This is a genomic window from Streptomyces bacillaris (genome assembly GCF_003268675.1).
Taxonomy (GTDB): Bacteria; Actinomycetota; Actinomycetes; order Streptomycetales; family Streptomycetaceae; genus Streptomyces; species Streptomyces bacillaris.
The window spans coordinates 7,489,211-7,513,825 of sequence record NZ_CP029378.1 but is presented as its reverse complement, the minus strand read 5'-3'; the positions used below and the strand labels follow the sequence as shown (position 1 = coordinate 7,513,825).

The 24,615-nt window shown below is 72.0% G+C and carries 11 protein-coding genes and 2 pseudogenes; 6 read left to right on the top strand and 7 right to left on the bottom strand.

Features of this window, described 5'->3' with window-relative positions:
- Window positions 1-9 precede the first annotated feature (9 nt).
- The 7 genes and pseudogenes from DJ476_RS32795 to DJ476_RS32765 all read right to left on the bottom strand — a co-directional run bounded on the left by DJ476_RS32795 (window position 10) and on the right by DJ476_RS32765 (window position 18,548).
- Window positions 10-10,905: a non-ribosomal peptide synthetase gene (locus DJ476_RS32795; protein WP_112492210.1), complete on the bottom strand. Its 10,896-nt coding sequence runs from the start codon at window positions 10,903-10,905 to the stop codon at window positions 10-12.
- A gap of 57 nt (window positions 10,906-10,962) precedes the next feature.
- The gene (locus tag DJ476_RS32790; protein WP_112492209.1) at window positions 10,963-12,750 is read right to left on the bottom strand and encodes an ABC transporter ATP-binding protein; all 1,788 of its coding nucleotides are present in this window, start codon (window positions 12,748-12,750) and stop codon (window positions 10,963-10,965) included.
- A gap of 46 nt (window positions 12,751-12,796) precedes the next feature.
- Window positions 12,797-13,846 carry an iron-siderophore ABC transporter substrate-binding protein gene (locus DJ476_RS32785; RefSeq protein ID WP_103416938.1) on the bottom strand — a complete coding sequence of 350 codons (1,050 nt, stop codon included), beginning with the start codon at window positions 13,844-13,846 and terminating at the stop codon, window positions 12,797-12,799.
- 152 nt (window positions 13,847-13,998) lie between these two features.
- Window positions 13,999-14,862 carry an ABC transporter ATP-binding protein gene (locus tag DJ476_RS32780; protein ID WP_103416937.1) on the bottom strand — a complete coding sequence of 288 codons (864 nt, stop codon included), beginning with the start codon at window positions 14,860-14,862 and terminating at the stop codon, window positions 13,999-14,001.
- Window positions 14,863-14,941: 79 nt separating this feature from the next.
- Window positions 14,942-16,003: a FecCD family ABC transporter permease gene (locus DJ476_RS32775; RefSeq protein ID WP_112492208.1), complete on the bottom strand. Its 1,062-nt coding sequence runs from the start codon at window positions 16,001-16,003 to the stop codon at window positions 14,942-14,944.
- A 26-nt stretch (window positions 16,004-16,029) separates the two neighbouring features.
- Window positions 16,030-17,087, bottom strand: a pseudogene (locus DJ476_RS32770) (FecCD family ABC transporter permease).
- Window positions 17,088-17,192: 105 nt separating this feature from the next.
- Window positions 17,193-18,548 (bottom strand): lysine N(6)-hydroxylase/L-ornithine N(5)-oxygenase family protein, encoded by a 1,356-nt coding sequence (locus DJ476_RS32765; RefSeq protein WP_103416934.1) that lies wholly within the window; start codon window positions 18,546-18,548, stop codon window positions 17,193-17,195.
- A gap of 296 nt (window positions 18,549-18,844) precedes the next feature.
- On the opposite strand from DJ476_RS32765, the gene DJ476_RS32760 reads away from it, so the two are divergent.
- The 6 genes and pseudogenes from DJ476_RS32760 to melC1 all read left to right on the top strand — a co-directional run bounded on the left by DJ476_RS32760 (window position 18,845) and on the right by melC1 (window position 24,570).
- Window positions 18,845-19,255, top strand: coding sequence for a TOBE domain-containing protein (locus DJ476_RS32760; protein WP_070203071.1), 411 nt, complete (start codon window positions 18,845-18,847; stop codon window positions 19,253-19,255).
- Window positions 19,256-19,421: 166 nt separating this feature from the next.
- Window positions 19,422-19,908 (top strand): annotated as a pseudogene (locus DJ476_RS35905) (molybdopterin-dependent oxidoreductase).
- Window positions 19,909-20,098: 190 nt separating this feature from the next.
- The gene (locus tag DJ476_RS32750; RefSeq protein WP_103416933.1) at window positions 20,099-21,154 is read left to right on the top strand and encodes an iron ABC transporter substrate-binding protein; all 1,056 of its coding nucleotides are present in this window, start codon (window positions 20,099-20,101) and stop codon (window positions 21,152-21,154) included.
- A 5-nt stretch (window positions 21,155-21,159) separates the two neighbouring features.
- Window positions 21,160-22,767, top strand: coding sequence for an ABC transporter permease (locus tag DJ476_RS32745; protein ID WP_103416932.1), 1,608 nt, complete (start codon window positions 21,160-21,162; stop codon window positions 22,765-22,767).
- Window positions 22,764-23,834: an ABC transporter ATP-binding protein gene (locus DJ476_RS32740; RefSeq protein ID WP_103416931.1), complete on the top strand. Its 1,071-nt coding sequence runs from the start codon at window positions 22,764-22,766 to the stop codon at window positions 23,832-23,834. The genes DJ476_RS32745 and DJ476_RS32740 overlap by 4 nt, the downstream gene beginning before the upstream one ends.
- 310 nt (window positions 23,835-24,144) lie before the next feature.
- Window positions 24,145-24,570, top strand: a complete 426-nt coding sequence (melC1, locus tag DJ476_RS32735; RefSeq protein ID WP_208853554.1) for an apotyrosinase chaperone MelC1 — start codon at window positions 24,145-24,147, stop codon at window positions 24,568-24,570.
- Window positions 24,571-24,615: the final 45 nt, after the last annotated feature.

Below are 24,615 nucleotides of genomic sequence, written 5' to 3'. Positions count from 1 at the left end.
CAGGCAGTGTCAGTTCTCGTCGAGGTGGCGGGCGATCGCTTCGGGGGTGCGCAGGGCGAACAGATCACGGATGGTGATCACCGGACCGTACTCGCGGCGGAGCAGCCCGATCAGCCGGACCGCCAGCATGGAGTGTCCGCCGAGCGAGACGAAGTCGCTCACCGCGCTCACCTCGTCGTCGTCCAGGTCCAGTGCCTCCGCGAAGAACTCGCAGACCACGGTCTCCGTCCCGGTCTCCGGCCCGCGCTCCCCCGCCGTGGTCAGCGCGCCGAGGGGCCGGGCCTCGGGCAGCGCCTTGGTGTCGGCCTTCCCGTTCACGGTCAGCGGGATGCTCTCGACCTGGGCGAAGTGGGTCGGGCGCAGGAAGTCCGGCAGCCCCGCACTCACTTCACCCGCGACGGCCGCCAACTCCGCTCCCTCCAGGACCAGATAGGCGGCGAGCCGGTGGGCGCCGTCGACCTGCGGGTCGGGCTGGGCGACGGCGGCGACGAACCGCACCGCCGGGTGGGCGGCGAACACGGCCTCCACCTCGCCCAGTTCGACCCGGTGGCCCCGGATCTTGACCTGCTGGTCGGTACGGCCCAGATAGGCGATGTTCCCGTCGGGCCGACGGATCACCAGGTCCCCCGTGCGGTACATGCGCTCGCCGGGCGCACCGAACGGGCAGGCGACGAAGCGGTGGGCGGTCTGGGCGCTCTGGCCCAGGTAGCCGCGGGCGATGCCGACGCCCGCCACGTACAGCTCGCCGGGCGCCCCGTCGGGCAGCGGTCGCAGCCAGGGGTCGAGGACGTACACCTCGGTGTTGTCGATGGCGACGCCGACCACCGGGTCGGGGCATTCGAAGGTGCCGACGCCGAGGGTGTTGATGGTGTACTCGGTGGGGCCGTACAGGTTGTAGCCGACCGTGCCCTCGGTCTCGGCCAGTTGCCGCCAGAGCGTCGGGGTGACGGCCTCGCCGCCCAGCAGGACGAGTGCGGGCCGCCGTCCGGGGTTGTCGAGGAGTCCTTCCGCCACGAGCTGCTGGGCGTAGGTCGGGGTCACGTTGATGACGTCGATCGCGTGCTCGCCGCAGTACTCGACGAGTCGGGGGGCGTCGCGGCGCAACTCCTCGTCGCAGATGTGGACTTCATGTCCGTCGGCGAGCCAGAGCAGCTCCTCCCACGACATGTCGAAGGCGAACGACACGGTGTGCGCGATCCGGAAGGTCCGGTGGCCGTGTTCGGCCAGGACCGGTGCGAAGATACGGCGCTGATGGTTGATCAGCATGTTGGTGAGTCCGGCGTACTCGGTCACCACGCCCTTGGGCTTCCCGGTCGATCCTGAGGTGTAGATCGTGTACGCGGGGTGGCGCAGCCGGTCCGGGTCGTCCGGGGCGAACGTCACATACGGTTCGGCGGTCGGCAGCGGGCGGTCCAGTTCGATCAGCTCGCCGCTCAGCCGGTGCGACACGCTGCTCACGGTGAGGACGACCTCGGGCCGCGCGTCCTCCACGATGGTGGCGATCCGCTCGTCCGGGTGGTCCAGCTCCAGCGGTACGTAGGCGGCGCCGACCCGCAGGACGGCGAAGAGCGCGGCGACCCAGTCGGGGGAGCGCGGGATCGCCAGGCCCACGGTGGTCTCGGGCCCGATGCCCCGCGCGGCGAGCACGCCCGCCAAGGTCCGGCTGCGGTCGCGGAGTTGGGCGAAGGTCAGGGTGGCACCGTCCGCGACGAGCGCGATCCGGTCGGGGTGCCGGTCGGCGGCGAGGTCGAAGCGGTCGACGACGGTGTCGGTGCCGATCTCGGTGCGCGCGGCGGGCTCGGGGTCCGGCCCCAGTCCCCGCAGCGCGCCCAGCGGCCCGGTCGCCCGGGCCACGTCCTCCAGCACCCGCAGGTAGTCGTCGAGGAGGCGGCGGGCGGATGCGGGGTCGCCGTGGCGGTGCTCCAGCTTGACGGTGAGCCGGTCGCCGGGGGTGACGACCCAGGTGTACGGGTAGTGCGTGGAGTCGTCCGCCCGGACCGAGGTGATGCCGTGGCGGGCGTTCATCGCGGCGAAGGCGTCCAGGTCCAGGAAGTTCTGGAGGACGAAGAGGTTGTCGAAGAGGGTGTCGTGGCCGGCAGCCCGCTGGATCTCCCCGAGCCCCAGGTGCTCGTGGTCCATCGCCGCCACCCGGGCCGCCTGCACACCCGACAGATAGGCGCCGACCGTCTCGTCGGGCCGGGCCCGGGTCCACATCGGCACGGTGTTGAGGAGTACGCCGACGATGTCGCCGTGCCCCTCGCCCTCCCGGCCCGATACGGTCACACCGAAGACGGCGTCGCTCCGTCCGGTACGGGCCCCGAGCAGCAGGCCGAACGCCCCGGTCAGCACCGAGTTCAGGGTGACGCCGTGGACCCGGGCCGCCTCCTTCAGCGCCTCCGTCAGCTCGGCGGAGAGGGTCTCCACGAGCGGGCTCGGCAGCTCCTCGCCGAGGACCGGGGCGGGTCCGGCGAGCAGCGTGGGCCCCGCGAGACCGGCCAGGTGGTCCGCCCAGAAGCGCTCCGACGCGACGTGGTCCCTGGCGGCGAGCGCCCGCGCGTACTCCTCGAAGCCCGGCACGGCCGGGGTCGCGTCCCACGGTTGACCCGCCACGACGGCCTCGTACGCGTCGAACAGGTCCCGCAGCACGATCTCCCGGGACCAGCCGTCCCAGAGCAGCAGGTGGTAGCTGAGCAGCAGCCCGTCCCGGCCGTCGGGCATCCGGACCACGGTCACCCGGATCAGCGGCGGCTCGCCCGGGTCGAAGCCGCGCTCGCGGTCGCGGGTGCGGAGGTCGTCCACCTCGGTGTCCGTGACCAGTTGGACCGTGCGGACGTCGACGCGGCGTCCTGCCTTGAGGAGTTGGACCGGGTTGCCGTCGTCGTCGGTGGTGAACCCGGCGCCGACGACCGGGTGGCGGGCGATGACGTACGCCATCGCCTCGGCCAGAGCGTCGGTGTCCAGGCGCCGGTCGAAGGTGAAGTAGCTCTGCGCCACGTAGTGCCCGGCCGCGCCCGCCAGTTGGGCCTGGAAGAACAGGCCGCGCTGGAGCGGGGTGACCGGGGCCGTGCGCTCGGCGGTCGCGGCGGCGGTGGAGATCAGGGTGAGGGCGGTGAGCCAGTGCTCGGTGATCGCGTCGGGAATGCCCGCGGCGAGGGTGAAGGCCGCGTGGAGGCTGCCGGTGGCCTCGTCGGTCCAGGCGTTGACCTCCACGGCGTACGGGCTGTGCTGCTCACCGCCGGTGATGTGGAGAGCCTGCGACTCGCCGCCGCGGCCGAGGTAGTTGAAGAGCACCTGGGGGCGGGCGGTGAGGAGGGGTGCCGTCTGCGCGTTGAGGTGGCGGAGCCGGCCGTATGCCACATGGCCCTGCTCGTCGGGCTGGCGGGCGGCGACCTCGCGGGCGGCGGCCACGGGGTCGGTGTGCGGGGTGAGGCGGACGGGGGCGATGGAGGTGAACCAGCCGACGGTGCGGGTGTAGTCGTGGTGGTCCGCCGCCGGGACGCGGCCGTGGCGCTCCAGGTCGATCGCCAGGTCGGTGGGGTCCGGCTGGACCTGGGTGAGCGCGGTGCGCAGGGCGCCGCAGAGCAGTTCGGTGAGGCCGACGCCGAGCGCGGCGGGGGCGCTGCGGGTGACCAGGTCGCTGACGTCGGGCGGGAGGGTGACGGCGGTCTCCCTCAGCCCGGTGGGCGCGGGGAGCGGTGCCGGGGCCTGGAGGGTGGTGATCCAGTGCCCGAGCCCGTCGGCCGACTCGGCCGCGCGTAGGGCGAGGGCCTCGGCGTACTCGGCGTACGGGGTGGTCGGGGGCGGCAGGGCGGAACCGGCGAGGGCGGTGGTCAGGTCGTCCAGGAGGATCAGCCAGGACACCGCGTCGACGGCGAGGTGGTGCACGGTGACGACCAGGGTGCGGGTCGCCGCCAGCCAGGTGAAGGCGATGAGGTTCCCGGTCTCGGGGTCGAGCCGCCCGGCGGCCTCGTTCGCGGCGGCCGTGGCGTCGGTGGTGTCCGGGGTGGTGACCGTGGCCTCGCGGGCGGGTTCGGTGCGCAGGGCCCAGACGCCGTGCTCGATGTGGAGCCGGAGCCGCAGGGCCGGGTGGGCGGCCAGGACGGCGTTCGCGGCGCGCCGGATGTCGGGCAGGCCCGTGGTGTCGGGGACCTCCAGGGTCCTGGCCTGGGCGAACCGGTCGAGCGATCCGCCCAGCTCGCGCTGGCGCAGGATGATCGGCGTGAGAGGCAGGGGGCCGTCCTCGCGGCGGGTCTGCGGTGCGGGCGCGGTCTCGGGGTCGCTGGTGGCCAGGTGGGCGGCGAGGGCGCGCGGGGTCTTGAGGAGGAAGACGTCCCGGGGGGCGATCGGCAGGCCGAGGGCGCGGGCGCGGTTGATGACGGTGATGGCGACGATGCTGTCGCCGCCCGCGCCGAAGAAGTCGGTGTCGGCGTCCACGGTGGCGCCGGGCAGCGCTTCGGCGAAGATGGTGACCAGCGCGGCGAGTCGGGAGCCGGTGGGAGCGGCTTCGGCGCCGTCCTGCTCCGCGGCGGCGCGTTCGGTGAGGGCCTTGCGGTCGAGCTTGCCGTTGACCGTCAGCGGCAGTGCGTCGAGGGCCAGCACCCGGCCCGGGATCATGTGGACGGGCAGCTTGGCGGAGAGGCGGGCGGTGAGGTCGGCGGGCGCCTCACCGACGACATGGGCGACGAGGTGGTCGCCGCTCTCCGCCACGGTGACGGCGACATCGACGACGCCGTCCACCTCCCGTATCACGCCCTCCACTTCGCCCAGCTCGACCCGGAACCCCTTCAGCTGCACCTGGTCGTCCGCCCGGCCCGCGAACTCCAGCTCTCCGTCGAGCGTCCGGCGGGCGAGGTCGCCCGTGTGGTACATCCGGGAGCCGTCACCGGCGAACGGGTCGGCCACGAACCGGCTCGCGGTGAGTCCGGGGCGGCCCAGATAGCCGAGGGAGAGCTGATCGCCCGCGACATAGATGGCGCCCACCCGGCCCGGTGGCACCGGCCGGAGCCGGTCGTCGAGGAGATAGGTGGTCAGACCGGGGATGGGGCCGCCGATCGGGCTGACGTCTCCCCCGTGGGCGAAGTCCCGTGCGTCCAGCACCCGGTGGGTGACGTGGACGGTGGTCTCGGTGATGCCGTACATGTTGACCAGCTCGGGCGATGTCGTGCCGTGCCGCTCGACCCAGCCGCGCAGCCGCCCGAGGTCCAGCGCCTCGCCGCCGAAGATGATCCGGCGCAGGGCGGTGACCGGTCCGTCCGCGTGCAGGTCGGCCTCGATGAACTGATAGAAGGCGGAGGGGGTCTGGTTGAGGACGGTCACCCCGCGCTCGCGCACCAGCCGGTGGAAGTCGACCGGCGAGCGGGTCAGCGCGTACTCCGGCACCAGCAGCTCGCCGCCGTGGACGAGGGCGCCCCACAGCTCCCAGACGGCGAAGTCGAAGGAGAAGGAGTGGAACTGGACCCAGACGTCCTGCGGCCCGAAGTCCATCTCCGGCCGGGTGTTGGCGAGGAGCGTGACCACGGCGGAGTGCGGGACGACGACGCCCTTGGGGCGGCCGGTGGAGCCGGAGGTGTAGATGACGTACGCGGGGTCCTGCGGGCGCGCCACGGCTGCCGGGGCGTCGGCGTGCGGGAGGCCGTCCTCGCCCTGGACGAGCACCCGGGCGTCCACCCCGGCCCGGTCCAGCAGCCGGGTGAAGCGGTCGCGCTGCTCCCGGCCGACCAGGACGACCTGCGGGGCGGCGTCGGTGAGGATGTACTCCAGCCGTTCGTCCGGGTAGGCGAGGTCGAGCGGTACGTACGCGCCTCCGGCGGTGACGACGGCGACGAGGGCGGCGACCTGCTCCAGGGAGCGCGGGACGGCAACGGCGACCCGCTGCCCGGGGCGGACCCCGGCCGCACGCAGTACGGAGGCCAACGCGTCCTTCTCGGAACGCAGTTCGCCGTACGTCAGGGAGCGCGTGGAGCCGTCCAGGGCGCACTGGGTGACGGCGGTCGCGGCAGGGTCGCGGTCCGCCGCCGTGTCGAACAGCTCGCCCAGGGTGGTCGCGGTCACCCGCTCCGGGGCCCGGTCCGTCCCGGCCGCCAGCTCGTCGACCCGGGCGTCCGGGCGGCTGAGCAGCTCGGTGAGGGTCCGGGTGAAGGTGGTCAGGATGGTCTCGGCGCTCTCCCGGCGCAGCAGCTCTCCGTCGTAGATCAGGTTGAAGCGCGGGCGGCCGTCGGGCGACCGCTCGACGAGGAGCGTCAACGGGTAGTGCGGGGCACCCTCGTTGACGATGTCGGTGATGGCGAGGGTGTCGTCCGGGCCGCGCAGGGCGGCCACGTCGGTGGCGACGTCGAAGACCACCAGGGTGTCGAAGAGCGAGCCCGCACCGGCCGCCTGGCGGCCGATCCTCGCCAGGGAGACGTGCTGGTGGGCCAGGACCGCGCTCTGGTGTTCCTTCACCGCCGTGAGCAGGTCGTACGCGGTGTCGGTCGCGGACCAACGGGCCCGTACGGGAATGGTGTTGATGAAGAGGCCCACCATGTCCCGGATGCCGGGGACATCGGCGTCGCGTCCGGAGACGGTGGAGCCGAAGACGACGTCCCGGCCGTGCAGGAGGGAGCCCAGGGTCACCGCCCAGGCGCTGTGGACGGCCACGCTGAGGGGGACGCCCGCCGAGCGTGCGGCGATGTCGATGTCCTCGGCGGGCTCGGTGGCGACATCCGCGAACTGCTCGGAGGGGGTGTGCCCTTCGGCGACCAGGGAGGGGCCGGGCAGCTCCGCGAGTTCGTCGCGCCACACCCTGTCGCTCTCGTCCTGGTCCTGTCCGGCGAGCCAGCCGACGTAGTCGCGGTAGCCGCCGACCGGGTACACGGAGCCCGGTGCGTGGTACTCGGCCAGCAGGGCGCGGAGCATCGGCGGGACGGACCAGCCGTCCGCGATGATGTGGTGCACGGTCTGGACGAGGACGGTGCGGCCGGCTCCGGCGCGGATGAGGGAGTAGCGCATGAGGGGGCCGGTGGCGAGGTCGAACCCGGCGCGGCGGTCCCGCTCGGCCAGGTCGCGGATCTCGTCGTCCGTGATGGCGGGGCGGTCCAGGGTGGTGAAGGGCGCCCGGCGGCCGCTCTCGACGACGGAGACGACACGGCCGTCGGCCAGGGCGGTGAAGCGGGCGGCCAGGTTGGGGTAGAGGGTGAGCAGCCGGGTGGCCGCCGCCGCGAGCCGGTCGGCGTCCACCTCGCCGTCCAGGGTGAGCAGCTGCTGCTCGACGTAGCTGCCGGTGGTGTCGTCGTCGAAGACCGAGTGGAAGTAGAGGCCTTCCTGGAGCGGGGTGAGCGGCAGGATGTCCCGCAGCTCCGCGCTGTCGAGGTCGTCGACGTCGGCCTGGGTGAGCGGGACCAGCGGGAAGTCGCTGGGGGTGTGGCCGCCCTCCTCCAGCGTGGCGAGGGTGGCCAGGGCCGAGCGGAAGTAGCCGCCGAGCGTGGTGATGTCGCCGTCGGTGAAGAGGCCGTCGGGCCAGGAGATGGTGGTGACGAGTTCGTACGCTCCGCTCGCGTCCGGTTCCGCGATGGCGTTGAACTCCAGGGCGCGCGGCAGCCGCATCCTGGGGTCGCGCTTCTCGCCCAACTGGCCGGTGGTGCCGGTGAGCTGCCAGTCCCCGGCGGCTCCCGCGTCGAAGCGGCCCAGGTAGTTGAAGAGCACCTGGGGTGCGGGGGCGGTCGGCGGGGTGTCGGTGAGGTAGCGCAGGGCGCCGTAGGAGAGGCCGTTGCTCGGGACCCGGGCGAGGTCTTCCTTGACCGCCTTGAGGGCGGCGGCGAGGTGGCCGGGGGCAGTGAGGTCGGGGGCCGTGCCGGGGTCGACGGTCACCGGGAAGAGGGTGGTGAACCAGCCGACCGTACGCGAGAGTTCGGGTTCGAACCCGGCCGCGTCCGCGACGAACCGCCCCTCACGGCCGTGGCCCTCCAGCTCGATGTGGGCGAAGGTCTGCTCCTGCCCCCGGTCGCGTCGCCAACGGGCGAGGGCGACGGCCAGGGCGGTGAGCAGGACGTCGTTGACGCCCGCGTGGAACCGGGCGGGGATCTCGCCCATCAGCGCGGCCGTCTCCTCGGGGCCGACGGTGACGGTACGGGTCCGCTCCCGGGCCACGGTGTCGGACCCGGTGAGGGCGCGTCGGCCGATCGGCGCGTCCGGGCCGGGCAGGGCACGCCGGAAGTGGGCGCGGTCCGCGTCGAAGGGGGTGCGCCCGAGCAGTTGGGTCCAGCGCCGGAACGACGTGCCGACGGGCGGGAGTTCGACGGTGCCGCCCGAGGTGTACTGGCGCCAGGCGATGGCGAGGTCGTCCATCAGGATCCGCCAGGACACGCCGTCGACCACCACATGGTGGGCGACCAGGACCAGTTGGCGGGCCTCCCGGCGCCAGACGGCGCGCAGCATCACGCCGTTCTCCGGGTCGAGCCCCCCGGTGGCCCGCTCGACGCACTCCTCCAGCGGCCGGTCGCTCTCCTGCCAGCCCACGCTGGCCCGTCCGGCCGGGGGGATGTCGAAGCTCCAGCGGGCGCCGCGCACCAGCCGGGCGCGGAGCATGTCGTGGCGTTGGAGCAGGGCGTTCAGGAGGGTGTCGAGGGCGTCGGCGGTCAGCCCGGCCGGGGTGTTGAGGACGACGGACTGCACGAAGCCGTCGATCGCGTCGGTGGTCTCGCCGAGCCACTGCACGATGGGTGATCCGACGACGGCCCCGGTGGCGGTGTCGCCGTGGTCCACGGTGGCGACGTCCTCGCGGCTCGCCACGGCCGCCAGGGCTCCGACCGTACCGTGGGTGAAGATCTGGCGGGCCGTCACATAGAGGCCCGCGTCCCGCAGGGCGCTCAGCAGGGAGATGGCCAGGATGCTGTCGCCGCCGAGCTGGAAGAAGTCCTGGTCGACGCCGACGTCGTCGAGCCGCAGCACGGTGGCGACCGCCGCGCACACCAGGCGCTCGTTCTCGGTGGTGGGTGCGGTGACGGTGCCGGTGGGCCGGGCGGGTTCGGGCAGGGCGGCGCGGTCGATCTTGCCGTTGGCGGTGAGCGGGAACTCGGTGAGGACGACGAGGTGGGCGGGGACCATGTACTCGACCATGTGGGCGGTGGCCCAGGCCGTCACCTCCTCCGCCGTCAGTTCCTCACTGCCGCCCGTGGGGATGACGTACCCCACCAAGTAGGTGCCTCCCGCGCTGTTCTTCCGGGCGACGACACAGCTGTGCCGTACGCGGGGGTGTTCGGCGAGGGATGCCTCGACGTCCTCGATCTCCAGCCGCATCCCGCGGATCTTGATCTGGTTGTCCGCCCGGCCGAGGAAGTCCAGGGAGCCGTCCGGGGCGTACCGGGCCAGGTCACCGGTGCGGTAGAGGCGGGAGCCGTCGGTGGCGAAGGGGTTGGCGACGAAGCGGGATGCGGTGAGGCCGGGGGCGCCGACGTAGCCGCGGCCCAGGAGGAGCCCGCCGACGTACAGTTCGCCGCCGACCCCCACCGGGACCGGGCGCAGTTCGTCGTCGAGCACATAGAGCTGGGTGTTGGGGTTGGCCCGGCCGATCGAGGTCGACAGACGTTCGGCCGCGCCCCGGTAGATGACGTGGGAGACGCCGATGGTCGTCTCGGCGGGGCCGTAGCCGTGGTACATGGGGATGTCGAGGCGGGAGCGGAACCGCTCGTACAGCTCCGGGGTGAGCACCTCGCCGCCGCACCAGACGTGACGCAGGCTGTCGAGGCGGCCGGATCCGGCCTCGATCTCCAGGAGGACGTCCAGCATGGACGAGACCAGGTAGGTGAAGGTGACGCGCTGCTCGTCGATCACGCTCAGCAGATGGTGCGGGTCGCGCTCGCCGCCGGGGCGCAGGATCACCAGCCTGCCGCCGGAGACCAGCGGGAGGAAGATCTCGTTGATGGAGATGTCGAAGGAGAGCGGCGCCTTGAAGAGGGACGCGTCGTCGTGGCCGAACCGCAGGATCTCCTCCCGCTGCCACAACAGCCGCTCGCTGATCGCCTCGTGGCGGATCATGGCGCCCTTGGGACGGCCGGTGGAGCCCGAGGTGAAGATGGTGTACGCCAGTGAGGTGGCGTGGACGGTCACCTCGGGCGCCTCGGCCGGGCAGGAGCCGTACGCCCAGTGGCCGAGGTCGACGGGGACGGCGTCCGGCTCGGCGGGGTCGGCGTCGGGTGAGCCGCTGAGCTGGAGCACGACGTGGGCGTCCTCGATGACGACGGCCCGGCGGGCGGCGGGCCACTGGGGGTCGAGCGGGACGAACGCGCACCCGGCCCGGAGGACGGCGAGGAGGCCGACGACCATGTCGGCGGAGCGGCCGAGGGAGATCCCGACGACCTGTTCGGAGGTGAGTCCGCGCTCGATCAGATGGTGGGCCAACTGGGCGGACTTCTCGTCCACTTCCCGGTACGTCAGGGTCCGGTGCTCATCGGTGATCGCGACGGCGTCCGGCCTGGCGCGCGCCTGCTCCTGGAACAGCTCCACGACGGTGGGGCGGGTGCGGTCGGTCCGGTTGTCGTTCCACCGGGCGAGGGTCTCGATGCGCGCCGCGATGCTGGAGGGGGCGATGGTGGCGACGGGCCGGTCCGGGAAGTCGGCCAGGTCGTCCAGGGCGAGCTGGGCCTCGGCCTGCTCGACACCGTCCGGGACCGTGATGCTCAGGCCGTCCGCCGCAACCTCCCACCCCGGGCTTCCGCCGCCGCCGTTGTCGACCCAGCCGAGGACGTCGGCGAAGGAGGTGCCCGGGGTGAGGTCGATGCCGTCGGGGCCGCTGCCCGTCGCCCAGTAGGCCAGCCCTATGGCACACGCCTGGGCGATGGTCCGGTCGTGGTGCTCGCCGCCGATCCGCCGGCGTACGGAGGTGAAGTGGGCGGGAGAGAGGAGAACGTGAGGAGCGGTCGGTCCCGTCATCGAAAACTCAGCACCCTTCCAAGGTACGTAAGTTGGCCTGACCTTACTGAGGTTGACCTAACTGCCTTCGCGCCACGCACGCCACAGTCGCGCGTACATGCCCCCGAGCGCCACCAGTTCCTCGTGTGTGCCCTCCTCCACCACCCGGCCCGCGTCCAGGACGGCGATCCGGTCCGCCGCCATGGCCTGGGTCAGCCGGTGGGCGACGAAGAGCGTGGTGCGGCCCGCGCAGGCGGCCAGGACGGCACGCTCCAGCTCGGCGGCGCCCTCGCTGCCCGCCTCGGCGGTCGACTCGTCCAGGACGACCACCGGGGAGCGGCTCAACACCAGCCGGGCCAGTGCGACTTGTGCGACCTTGGTGACGTCCAGCCGCTCACCGCCCTCCCCGACCATGGCGTGCAGTCCGCCGGGGAGCAGTTCGACCCAGCCGTCGGCGCCGACCGTCCGCAGCGCCTCCATCAGCTCCTCGTCGCTCGCCTCGGGCGCGGCGAGGCGCAGATCGTCGGAGAGCGGCCCGGAGAAGACGTGCGTCTCCTGGGTCAGGATGCTCACCAGGGACCGTGCCTCGGCCTCGTCGAGCCCGGCGAGATCCCGGGACCCGATGCGTACGGCTCCGGACTGCGGGGTCCCGATACCGGCGATCAGCGCGGCCAGGGTCGATTTGCCGGCCCCCGTCGCGCCCACCAGCGCCAGGGAACCACCGGCCGGAATGGACAGGCCGACCTCCCGCAGCACCGGTTCCTCGGTGTCGGGATAGCTGAAGGTCAGGTTCTCCACCGTGACCGCGTACGGCACGTCCTCGGCGCGGGCGACGGAGGCGTCGCCCACGAGCCGCTGCTCCGCCGGCTCCCCCAGCACCCCGACCAGGCGGGTGAGGCTGGCGCCGGACTTCTGGGCCTCGTCGAAGGTGAACATGATGGCGCCGAGCGGAGTGAACAGCCGGTGGAACATCAGCGGGGCGGCCGAGACCTCACCGAGCGTCGCGGCGTCGGCCTCCAGGAGGGCGTATCCGACCACCAGGATCAGGACGAGGCCGATGAACTCGGCGCGGTTCTCCCGTCCGACGAACCGGCCGAAGAAGCGGAAGACCTCGATGCCGAGGTTGCGCACCCGCCAGGACTCGGCGGTGACCTTCTCGCGGACGTCGCCCTCCAGGCGGTACGCCCGTACGGTGTCTATCCCGTTGAGCCCGCTGATCAGCGCCTGGGCGCGGTCCGCCTGGGCGATGCGCTGCTTGCGGTAGAGGGGCGCGGAGCGCGGCAGATACCAGCGGAGGGCGAAGGCGTACGCGGGCAGGGCGCAGGCGCCGGCGATGCCGAGCCGCCAGTCCAGGCCGAACATGCCGAGGGTGGCGATGGCGACCAGCACCCCGGCCGAGAAGACGGTGGGGATGGCCTGCCGGATGCCCTTGGAGAGCACGGCCACGTCGTCCCCGACCCGGGAGAGCACATCGCCCCGGCCGACCTGTTCGACGCGGGCGCTCGGCATCCCGAGCACGGCCCGGACGGCGCTCTCGCGGAGCTGGGCGAGCAGTTCGGCGCCCAGCCGCCCGATGAGGTACGTGGAGGCCGCGGTGGCCGCCGCGCCGAGCAGCGCGGCGGCCCCCATCAGTACGCCGACGGTGATGAGCACCGAACGCGGTTCGCCACCGACCACCCCGTCGACCACCCGGCCCAGCAGGAGCACGGGGACCACTTGGAGGGCCGCCCCGGCGACGGTGGTGAGCACGGTGGAGAGGGTGAGCCACGGGGCTCTGCGGCAGTGTGCCGCGACCCATCCGGTGGCCTCCCTCCCCGTCGCCGTACGCAGCTTCGTCGGGGCCGCGGGGATGTCGGTGACGTTCACGCAACCGCCAGTTCTCGTTGGAGGGAGGGCAGTTCGGCCACCATCACTACTTGGCCGACTTCACGAGTTCGTCGATCGCGTACGGCAGGGAGAGCAGGGTGCCCTGGGACATGGCGGCGCCGATGGCCGGGCCCTCGCTGTCCAGCAGGTAGGAGACCTTGCCGTTCTTGACGGCGGGGAGGTTGGCGAACAGCTCGAACTTCTTCAGCGCCTCGGTGTCGGCCTTGTCGTTGATGACGAAGATGCGGTCGACGTCGATCAGGTCGATGCGCTCGGGCGAGAGCTGGGTGGAGAAGTTGCCGTCGGCGACCTTGTCGATCTCGGTCTGGTACGTGAAGCCGCTGCCCGTCACCAGCTGTCCGCGCACATCGGTGGAGGTGAAGGGGTGCACCGCGTCCTTGTACCAGGAGAGGGCGACGGCCTTCTGGTCCGCGAAGTCGGGGTTGGCCTTCTTGGCCGCGTCCAGCTTCTCCTGGATGCCCTTCACCAGCTCCTCGCCCTCGGTCTCCTTGCCGAGCGCCTTGGCGATGTGCACCGCGTTGTCCTGCCAGGGAGCGCTGAAGGGCTCCTTCTCGGTCCTGGTGCGGCCGACGGTGGGGGCGATCTTGGAGAGCTTGTCGTAGGCGGCCCGGTCGACCTCGGAGTAGACCGCGATGATCAGGTCCGGGCGCAGGGAGGCGATCTTCTCGAAGTTGGGGCCCGCGTCGCCGTTCTTCATGACGACCTCGGGGCGGGTGTCGCCCCACTTGTCCTTCACCCAGGGCCACTGGGTGTTGATGTCGGGGACCTGGCCCACCGGGTTGGGGTACTGGTCGACCATGCCGACCGGCTTGATGCCGAAGGCCAGGATGGCCTGGTCGTCCGTGTAGCCGACGGAGACGACCCGCTGGGGGGCCTTCTCCACCTTCGTGGACCCGAAGGCGTGCTCCACCGTGACCGGGAACGCGCCGGTGGCGGCGGCCGGGGCGTCGTCGCTCTTCTTCCCCTCCGTCTCGGTGCCGCAGCCGGTGAGGAGGCCGACGCCGAGAGCCGCGACGGAGAGTGCCGCGGCCAGCCGCCGTCGCGGCCGAACAGGCGTCGTTCGATGGAGAAGCATCCAGGATCCCTTGCTTTCGCGCTGTCCACTGCGCCCCGGTACGAGGGCGAGCAAACCTTATCCCGCTCAAGTGAGGCCAGCCTAGCCTTACTTGGAATTTTCCCTCGTCCGGGTCAGGTGGGTCCGAGTGGCCAAATCGCTTTGCTGCAGCCCTACTTCACGGGGGCGTCGTTCACCGGTTCGATCCGTACATGCGTGCGGCCGATCGGGACGATGAGCGGCCGGTCGCCCACCGGATCGTCGATCACCGCGGCCTGCAGCCCGAAGGCCTCGTGCAGCAGCTCGGCGGTGATCACGTCCCGGGGGTGTCCCTGGGCCAGGATCCGGCCCGACCGCATCACGATGAGGTTGTCGCTGTAGCGGGCGGCGAGGTTGAGGTCGTGCAGCACCATCACCACCGTGCACCCCGACTCGTGCAGATCGTCGACCAGGTCGAGCACGTCGATGGCGTGGGCGAGGTCCAGATAGGTGGTCGGCTCGTCCAGGAGCAGCAGGTCGGTGCCCTGGGCCAGGGTCATGGAGATCCAGACGCGCTGGCGCTGGCCGCCGGAGAGCGAGTCGACCGGGCGGTCGGCCAGATCGGCCACCCCGGTCATGGTCAGCGCCCGCTCCACCACCCCGGCGTCGTCCGAGGACCACTGGCGCAGCCAGCTCTGGTGCGGATGGCGGCCCCGGGCGACCAGGTCCCCCACGGTGAGCCCCTCGGGCGCCACGGGCGCCTGCGGCAGCAGGCCGAGCTTCTTCGCCACGTCCCGGGTGCGGAGCTTCGCGATGTCCTCGCCGTCCAGCACGACCGTCCCGTCGGCCGGCTTGAGCAGCCGGGTCAGGGTGCGCAACAGGGTGGACTTTCCGCAGCCGTTGGGGCCGATGATCGTGGTGACCACACCCGGCGGGATCTCCACGTCGAGATCGTCGATGACGGCCCGTCCGCCGTAGCCGACCGTGACGCCCCTCGCGGCCAGCCGCGAGACCTCCTCGGCCCCGGTCCGCTTCTCGGTGATGAACTGCGTGGCCACCAGCCCCCCTTGGTTTAGGCTCGCCTAACCTTAGTGCCTCCGGCGGGAGTTCGTCTCCGTACGGCGAGGAGGCCACGCGCTAGCGGAGGTTGGCCCGGACCAGCAGATACACGAGGAACGGGCCACCGATCGCGGCCGTCACGACCCCCACCGGCAGGGTCACCGGCAGCGCCGTCCGCGCGACGAGGTCCGACCCGGTCAGCAGCACCGCCCCCAGCAGGCCGGACGCCACCAGCGGCGGCGTCGGGCACCGGGCCAGCCGCATCGCCACCTGGGGCGCCACCAGCGCGACGAACGGTACGGGCCCCGCGGCGCTCACCGCGACGGCGGCCAGCAGCACCGCGCAGAGCAGCAGGACCGCCCGCACCCGGGTGTACCGGACGCCCAGACCGGCGGCCACGTCGTCCCCCAGGTGCATCGGCTTGAACTGGAACGCGGCGGCGGCCACCACCACCAGCAGCACCAGCGAGCCCCAGGACGCCACCAGGACCTCGCCCCAGGACCGGCCGTCCAGGGAGCCGACCAGCCACGCCTGGGCCCGGGCCACGTCCCGGATGTCGGCCGACACCAGCAGCCAGGTCGTGAGCGCCTGCATCACGGCGCTCACCGAGATCCCGATGAGGATGAGCCGGAAGCCGTCGATCCCGCGCCGCCAGGCCAGGAAGTAGACCAGCAGCCCGGTGCCGAGGCCGCCCAGGAGCGCGGCCGCCGACAGCCCCACCGAGCCGGCGACCGCCGCGGCGGCCCCGCCCGACACCGTCACCAGGAAGACCGCGACCGTACTGGCCCCGCCGGTGATCCCGAGGATGTCGGGGCTGGCGAGCGGGTTGCGGGCGACGGACTGGGTGATGGCCCCGGACACACCCAGGGCGATGCCCACGACGAGACCGGCCAGGGCGCGCGGCATCCGCAGGTCCATCACGACGAACTCGTCGACCTGTTCGCCCTGGCCGGCCAGGGTGGCGATCACCCGGGACAGACCGATGGGGAAGTCCCCGACGGCGATGGAGAGGCAGAACACCAGGAAGGCGGAGCCGGCGAGCACCAGGGTGACCAGGACGAGCCAGGGCCGCCAGACGAACGACACCTGCCCGAGCCGCACACCGGCCGCCAGCGCGGGCCGCGTCTCCACCTTGCTCATGTCCGCCCTGCTCATCTCTGTTCCGCTCATGCGCTCTTGAACTTCCCTCGCCAGACGAGAACGGCGAAGAATGGGGCGCCGAGAAGCGCGACCACGACGCCGGGCTCCAGCTCACCGGGGCGCACCACCAGGCGCCCCACGATGTCGCAGACCAGCAGGACGACGGCGCCGAGCAGCCCCGCGTACGGCACGAGCCAGCGGTAGTCGGGGCCCGTCAGATACCGGGCCACATGGGCGACCATGAGCCCGAGGAAGGCGATGGGGCCGCACGCCGCCGTGGCCGCGCCCGCCAGCAGGGTGATGGCGACGATGCCGACGGCGCGGCTCCGCACGATGCCCACGCCCAGGCCTCGCGCCACGTCGTCGCCCAGGTTGAGCAGGTTGAGGGAGGGCAGCGTGGACAGCGCCAGGACGAGCCCGAGGGCGATGAACCCGGTCACCGGCCAGATGACGTCGAACCCCACCCCGGCCACCGAGCCCGCGTTCCAGAACCGCAGAGCGTTCAGCGACTTCTGGTCGGTGAGGGCGACCGCGGTGGTCATCGCCATGAGGAAGACGGTGATGCCCTGCCCGGCCAGGGCGAGCGTCAGCGGGTTGCCCGCTCCCCTGCCGATGCTGGCCAGCCCGAAGACGACGACCCCGGCGAGGGCCGCTCCCGCGAAGGCGAACCAGACGTACTGGAAGGGGTTGGTGAACCCGAACACGGCGATCGCCGTCACCACGGCGAAGGAGGCCCCGGTGTTCACCCCCAACAGCCCGGTGTCGGCGATGGGGTTACGGGTGTAGCCCTGGATCAGCGCCCCGCCGACGCCCAGGGCGATGCCCGCCACGACCGCGAGGACCGTGCGGGGCACCCGTACGGTCTGCACGATGAGCCTGATCTCGGTGAGCCGCTGATCGGGGTCGGCCGCCGCGAACAGCCCCTGCCAGACCTCGGCCGGGCTGAGCGCCCTGGCCCCACGGCCAGCGAGAGGGCGGCGGCGAGCGCGAGGCCCGCGGCCAGCGCGCAGAGGCCCCCAAGGCGCCCTCGGCGTACCTCCGTTGCGCCCTTGGGAGCTGGGCGCTCGACTGCAGTCGTGCTCATGTGGACGTACGTTATCCCTATTGATCGTCATCGCTGTCGGTCCCGCCGGAACGCATGATCGGCCGGGCAGGGGCGCACCCGCGGCCGGGTGCGCCCGTACGGCTGCTAGCCGACGGTGCTGCCCGTGCCGTCCGCGACGGGGCGGGCCTCGTCGGAGCTGGACTTGACGCTCCGGTCGAGGAGGGAGTCGAGGATCTCCCCGACGCGTATCGCGGTGTTGGAGAGCAGGGACGTGGTGATGCCGTGGGTGTGCTCCGTACCGCCCTGGAGATAGATTCCGCAGGTCAGGGCGGGGTCGGTGGCGATGCGATAGTCGCGCTCGACCCGGACACGGCCCTCGTCGTCGAGCAGGCAGCGGTCCGCGACCTCGCCGAGGAGGCCGAGCGGGTCGGCGGGGCTGTAGCCGGTGGCGAAGACAACGATATCGGCGTCCAGGGGGGTCTCCTCGCCGGTGACGAGGGACTTCACCGTCGTACGGACCCCGTCGGGGGTCTCCTCGACGTCGGTGACCCGCGAGACGTTGAGGAAGCGCAGCCGTTCGGTGCCGAGGACCTTCTCCCGGTACATCTGCCGGTAGAGGTCGTCGATCAGGTCGATGTCCACCACGGAGTAGTTGGTGTTCCCGTGATAGGCCATCAGCTGACTTTTGACGTCGTCGGGGGCGGCGAAGTAGTCGTCGACCGCACCGGGGTCGAAGATCCGGTTGGCGAAGCTGCTGTCGTCGGCGGGGCTGTAGCCGTAGCGGGAGAAGACCGCGCAGACCTCGGCGTCGGGGAAGCGGCGGTGGAGGTAGGCGACGTTCTCGGCGGCGCTCTGCCCGGCGCCGACGACGACGAAGCGCGAGGGTGAAGTACCCTCCAGCGCTTCGACGTTGCGCAGCAGGTCGGAGTTGTGCCAGACGCGGTCGCCGCGCCGTACGCCTTCGGGCAGGAGCGGGCGCAGCCCGGTGCCGATGACGAGGTTGCGGGTCCGGTGGACCTCCAGGCCGCCGCCCGACCGGACGGTCACGTCCAGATACTCCACGGTGCCGTCATGGACCAACGGCGTGACGGAGACGACCTCGTGGCCGTAGGAGACCATGTCGTCGACCTTGGCCGCGGCCCACTCGAAGTAGTCGTGGAACTCCACGCGCAGCGGGAAGAGGTTCTTGTGGTTGATGAAGTCGATCAACCGGTCCTTGCTCTGGAGATAGCAGAGGAAGCTGAACTCGCTGGCCGGGTTGCGGAGTGTCACCAGGTCCTTGAGGAACGACACCTGCATGGTCGCGTCGTCGATCAGCATGCCGCGGTGCCAGCCGAATTTCGGCTGCTGCTCGAAGAAGCGGGCGGTGACCGGCGCCTGCCCGCCGACGCGTGTGTTGTGCTCTCTGAGCGCGATCGCCATGGCCACATTGGACGGGCCGAAGCCGATTCCGATGAGGTCGTGGACCGGTGGTGCGTCGCCAGGATGAACCTGTGACATGTCACTCCCATCGTGCGGGAAAGCCGCCTGTCAGGCGCCGGGGAAGGTGGGCGAGATGGGCACGCCGACAGAGCGGCCCAGTCCGACTTAGGTGAGCCTAAGCTAATCAATTCGCAACTGTCGATAGGGCAAAGCGGATACCGAAGATCTGACGTTTCATCAATTCATCTGCACGTCAGTCCTGTTGTCGAACACGGTGAGTAATCCATCACCCTGTGCGACCACAACGCCGACCGAAGCGAACGCGCCACCGCACCCGTCCGGCGGGACGGCCGGGCACCCCCTAGAGTGCGGGGGTGCCTTCGTACAGCATTGGCCAGGCCGCGCAGTTGCTGGCCGTGAGCCCGGAAACGGTCCGCCGGTGGGCGGACGGCGGTCACCTCGCGATGGACCGGAGCAGCTCGGGAAACCGGCTGATCGACGGCGTCAGCCTGGCGGCCTTCGCCACGGAGCGTGCGGCCGGGCTCCACCCGGTACCCGAGGGCGGCGCCCTGACCTCGGTCCGCAACTCCTTCGCCGGCATCGTCACCGCCGTCACGATGGACGACATCGTGGCCCAGGTGGAGATCCAGTCGGGTCCGCACCGGCTGGTCTCGCTGATCAGCCGCGAGTCGGTGGAGGAGCTCGGGCTGGAGGTCGGCGTGCTGGCGACGGCCCGGGTCAAGTCGACCAACGTACACATCGACCGCCCCGGAAGCCCGGCCTGAGCCCTCCGGCACGCCGTCACTGCGGCGGATATGATGACATCCCCCGTCCGGGCTTCACAGAAGCGAGCCCGAAAAGGCCTGCAGCCTGGCAGACGCGACTCGGCGGGATATCCGCCGGGCATACCTCCCCGGCAGCCGCCGCCCTGCGGGCCGTCCGATCGGGGGAATGAGCACGAGCCGACCCGGTGCGCCACTCGGCGCCTCCGCCACACAGCTCGCATCGCTCTCCGTGATCGGCGAGGTCGATCTGCCCGCCACCCTTACGGTGCGTGATTTGCGCGAGGGGTGGCGCCCGCACCGGGCGGAGGTCGTCTTCGACTGCGCCACCAGTGGGCCGCGACGCCATGTGCTCGAGGGCCCCCGCTGCGCGAGGTCGCCCTCGCCTCCGACCCGCTCTTCGACATCCGCCGGCGCAAGGAGCGGTCCCGGTTCACCCTGACGGTGTCCGGCGGCGAAGGGCACCGCACCGTGCCGGCCCGGGCGGAGATCGACGCCGATTTCGGGGACGCGCCCGTCCTCCTGGCCACCCGCCTCGACGGGGGGGCCTGGACGCGGTCGGCAGCCGGCCGGTGGTCCCCGTCGACCGGTACGGGGCGCGCTACATCAGCGCCGTGACACGGGTCCGGGTCGGTGCGTGGCCGGGGGCCTGGTAGAGCGGGCGGCATCCGAACCCCGGCCCCCGACTGACACGTGGAGCGGTGTACGCCGGTTTCGGGCAGTCTCCGGTCGAGCGCCGGAAGAGGCCGTTTGATCCCGGTCAGGTCTCGGAATGCCCCGGAGAGTTGACGTTTAGGTTAGGCAAACCTTAGATATTCATGACCATCACTTGAGAAAGGCTTTTCCATGAGACGCGCAACCTCTCGTCGTATATCCGCTCTGGCCGCGGTCGCCCTCCTCGTGCCGCTCGCCGCTGCCTGCGGTTCCGACGACAAGGGCGCCAAGGACAGCGGCACAGCTGCCGAGGAGAAGGCGACCGGACCGCTGGTCATCTACTCCGGGCGCAACGAGGAACTCATAGCCCCGCTGCTGGAGAAGCTGGAGAAGGCGACCGGCACCAAGGTCGAGATCCGCTACGGCGACAGCGCCGAACTCGCCGCCCAGCTCCTGGAGGAGGGCGACAAGACCAAGGCGGACATCTTCTTCTCCCAGGACGCCGGTGCCCTCGGGGCCCTGGCCAAGGCGGGCCGGCTCGACGCGCTGCCGCAGGGGACCCTGGACCAGGTCGACAAGGAGTACCGCGCCGAGGACGGCAGCTGGGTCGGCGTCTCGGGCCGGGCCCGTGTCATCGCGTACAACAGCGACAAGGTGGCCAAGGCGCCGGAGAGCGTCAAGGACCTCACCAAGCCGGAGTGGAAGGGCAAGGTCGGCTACGCTCCGACCAATGCGTCGTTCCAGGCGTTCGTCACCGGCATGCGCGTGCTGGAGGGCGACGACGCCACCCGTACCTGGCTGAAGGACTTCAAGGCCAACGAACCCCAGGTGTACGAGAAGAACGGCGCCGTCCTCACCGCGGTCAACGACGGCAAGGCCGAACTCGGCCTCATCAACCACTACTACTGGTACGAGAAGGCGGCCGAGGAGGGCGCGGACAAGCTCAAGGCCGCGCTGAGCTTCCCGAAGAAGGGCGACCCTGGCGCGCTCGTCAACGTCGCGGGCGCCGGCGTCCTCAAGGGCAACGACCAGAAGGCCGCCGCGCAGAAGGCCGTCGACTTCCTCCTCGCCGAGGAGGCCCAGACCTACTTCGCCGACGAGACCCACGAGTACCCACTGGCCGCCGGTGTCACCAGCAAGGACGAGCTCCCGAAGCTCGACACCCTGGGCGTGCCCGAGATCGACCTGAGCAAGCTGGAGTCGCTCGAAGTGACGCTGGAGATGCTGCGGGAAGCCGGGATGGTCTGACCCGTATGAACGACCCGGGTACCCGGGGCCGCGAGGCCCCGCCGGCGCCCGCCCGCACCGCCACCCGCCCGGACGCCGCCCACGCGGCGTCCGGGCGCGGGCGTGCCGGGCGGAGGCCGCCTCTCGTCCTGATCCTGTCCGCCTCCGTCGCCGCCGCCCTGGCCCTGCTTCCGCTGATCTATCTGGGTGTACGGGCCCTGGAGCGCGGTCCCGCCTTCGCCTGGGAGGTCGTGGCCACCGGCCGTACGGGCCAACTCCTCGCCCACAGCGTGGGCCTGGCCCTCGTGGTCGTCGTCGCCTCCCTCGTGCTAGGCGTCTCCCTCGCCTGGCTCACCACCCGCACCGCGCTGCCCGCCGCCCGCACCTGGTCGGTGCTGGCCACGCTGCCGCTCGCGGTGCCCAGTTACGTCGCGGCCTTCGCCTGGGTCTCCGCGCGCCCGGGTCTCGCCGGGTTCGGCGGCGCGGCGCTCGTGCTGACCCTGGTCAGCTACCCGTACGTCTATCTCCCGGTCGCGGCGGCGCTGCGCGGGATCGACCCCGCCCAGGAGGAGGCGGCACGTTCGCTCGGGCACGGCCCCTGGCGGACGTTCCGGCGCGTCACGCTCCCCCAGTTGCGTCCCGCTGCGGCGGGCGGCGGGCTCCTGGTCGCCCTCTACGTCCTCTCCGACTTCGGGGCCGTGTCGATCATGCGGTACGAGACGTTCACCCTGGCCATCCACACCTCGTACAAGGCGAGCTTCGACCGCACCCCGGCGGCGGCGCTCGGGGTCGTGCTGGTCCTCATGACCGTGCTGCTGGTCGCCGCCGAATCCCGTACGCGCGGCCGCGCCGGGTCCGCGCGGACCGGCTCCGGAACGGCACGGCCGACGGTGACCGCGCCCCTCGGCCGGCTGCGGCTGCCCGCACTGGCCTGGTGTTCCGCCGTCGCCGCGGCCGGGGTGGTCTTTCCGCTCGGCACCCTGGCGTACTGGCTGGCCGTGGGCGGCTCCGCCACCTGGGAGCCCGCCCGGCTGCTGGAGACCGGGACGACGACCCTGCTGGTCGCGGCCCTCGGCGCCCTGCTGACCACCGTCCTCGCTCTGCCGGTCGGGGTGCTCGCCGCCCGGTACCGGGGGCGCGCCGCGCACTTCCTGGAGCAGGCGGCGTACGCGGGCCACGCCGTGCCCGGGATCACGGTCGCGCTCGCCATGGTCTTCCTCGCGGTGCGCTACGCCTATCCCCTGTACCAGGAGCTGCCGTTGCTGGTGATCGCCTACGCGGTGCTCTTCCTTCCCGTGGCCGTCGGCGCGACCCGGGCGGCGGTCCTGCAGTCCCCGCCGGTGCTGGAGGACGTGGCCCGGTCGCTGGGCCGGGGGCCGGTACGGGTCCTGCGCGAGGTCACCGTGCCGCTCGCCGCCCCCGGCATCGCCGCGGGGGCCGCGCTCACCTTCGTCGTCTGCATGAAGGAACTCCCCGCCACCCTGCTCCTGCGCCCCACGGGCATGGACACCCTGGCCACCCGGCTGTGGACCGAGACCGGCACCGCCTCGTACGCGGCGGCCGCCCCCTACGCGGCCGTTCTCGTCCTGATCGCCGCCGTCCCCGCGTACCTCCTCGGAAGGCACCGCACATGAGTGACCTGCACATCACCGGCCTCACCCGCTCCTACGCCCCCGGGGTCCGGGTCCTGGACGGGCTGGACCTCACCGTTCCCGGTGGGCGACTGGCCGCGGTGCTGGGCCCCTCCGGCTGCGGCAAGACCACGATGCTGCGGATCGTGGCGGGGTTCCTGCGGCCGGAGGCGGGTTCGGTCGCGCTCGGCGGGCGGGCCCTCACCGGCCCGGGCGTCCATCTCCCGCCGGAGCGGCGCGGGATCGGGATAGTCCCGCAGGAGGGCGCGCTCTTCCCGCACCTGGACGTCGCCCGCAACGTGGCGTTCGGGCTGACGGACCGACCGCATGCCGAGCGCCGTCGGCGCTCCGAGGAGATGCTCGAACTCGTCGGCCTGCCCGGCTACGGCCCCCGCATGCCCCACGAACTCTCGGGCGGCCAGCAGCAACGGGTCTCCCTGGCCCGGGCGCTGGCCCCGGCGCCCGCCCTGGTGCTGCTGGACGAGCCGTTCAACGCGCTCGACAGCGCCCTGCGTGCCGGGGTGCGGGCCGACGTCCGCACCGCGCTCCGGGCGACCGGGGCCACCGGCGTCCTGGTCACCCACGACCAGCAGGAGGCGCTGTCCACCGCGGACCTGGTCGCGGTCGTCCGGTCGGGCCGGGTCGCCCAGTGCGGGACGCCGGAGGAGGTGTACCGCAGGCCGGCCGACCCGTGGGTGGCGGGCTTCGTCGGCGGTGCCGTGCTGCTGCCCGGCAAGGGCGAAGGTGCCACCGCCCGGACCGCCCTCGGTCCCGTACGCCTGGAGGTCCCGGCCGACGGAGGCGGCGGAACGGTCGTGCTGCGGCCCGAACAGCTCGCCCTGACCGCCCCGTCGGACGGTGCGGCGCGGGCCACGGTGGCGGACGTCTCGTTCCACGGGGCCGACACGCTGGTGAACGTCACCGTGCCGGGGGTGGACGCCCCGGTGCAGGTGCGCGCCACCGGTCCGGTGGACCGGCGCCCCGGCGACCCGGTCGGGATCGTCGTCACGGGAACCGCCACCCTCCACAGCTCGGACGAACCGTTCCGGACAGCTTCGGGGCGTGAGTGAGGCCACACCCTTTCACGTTTGACAGAAGAATCTTCACGAAGTCGACGCCGGATCCGCAAAAGCTCCCGCCACGATCCCGTTCTGTCGGTCGAACAGAAAGATCAACTTCGTTGAAGGCCGCACGGTCCCTTTCGGTCTGTCCGTATGACGGTGAACCGACCGGCCGTGACTACACCCTCCCGCGCATGTGGCTGTAGGCATATGACAACACGGTCCACCGGACGTGCCGGCCCTGACCAGGTCGAGCGCCCGGCCGGTGACATGCCGTCAATCAAGGGGGGTCCGGGGGCAGTAGCCCTCGCACTCCCCCATGCCACTGCCGCACTTGGGGGGACTTTCCCATGTCTCGAATCACCCGTCGCCATGCCCTGGGGGCCGCTGCCGCGACCGCTCTGACCGGCCTCGCCCTGGCCGGCCTCGCGCGGACGGCCGGAGCCACGTCCGCCCCCGGGCCACCGGCCACCAGCCCCCCGAGGGGCACGCCGGGCACGACGGCCCGCAGCCCTTCAGCGAGACCTTCCAGGGGCGCCGCATCGAGGGCGCCCCGTCGCACGCCGACGGGCACCACGGCGGCTACGCCGTACGGATCGACGGCGAGGAACTGCACGTGATGCGGAACGCCGACAGCACCTGGGTCAGCGTCATCAACCACTACGAGACGTTCACGACCCCGCGCGCGGTCGCCCGGGCCGCCGTGATCGAGCTCCAGGGCGCCCGACTCGTACCCCTGGCCTGATCCCGTCCCCGCGATTCCGCAGAACTTCTCAACCCTTTCCTGAAC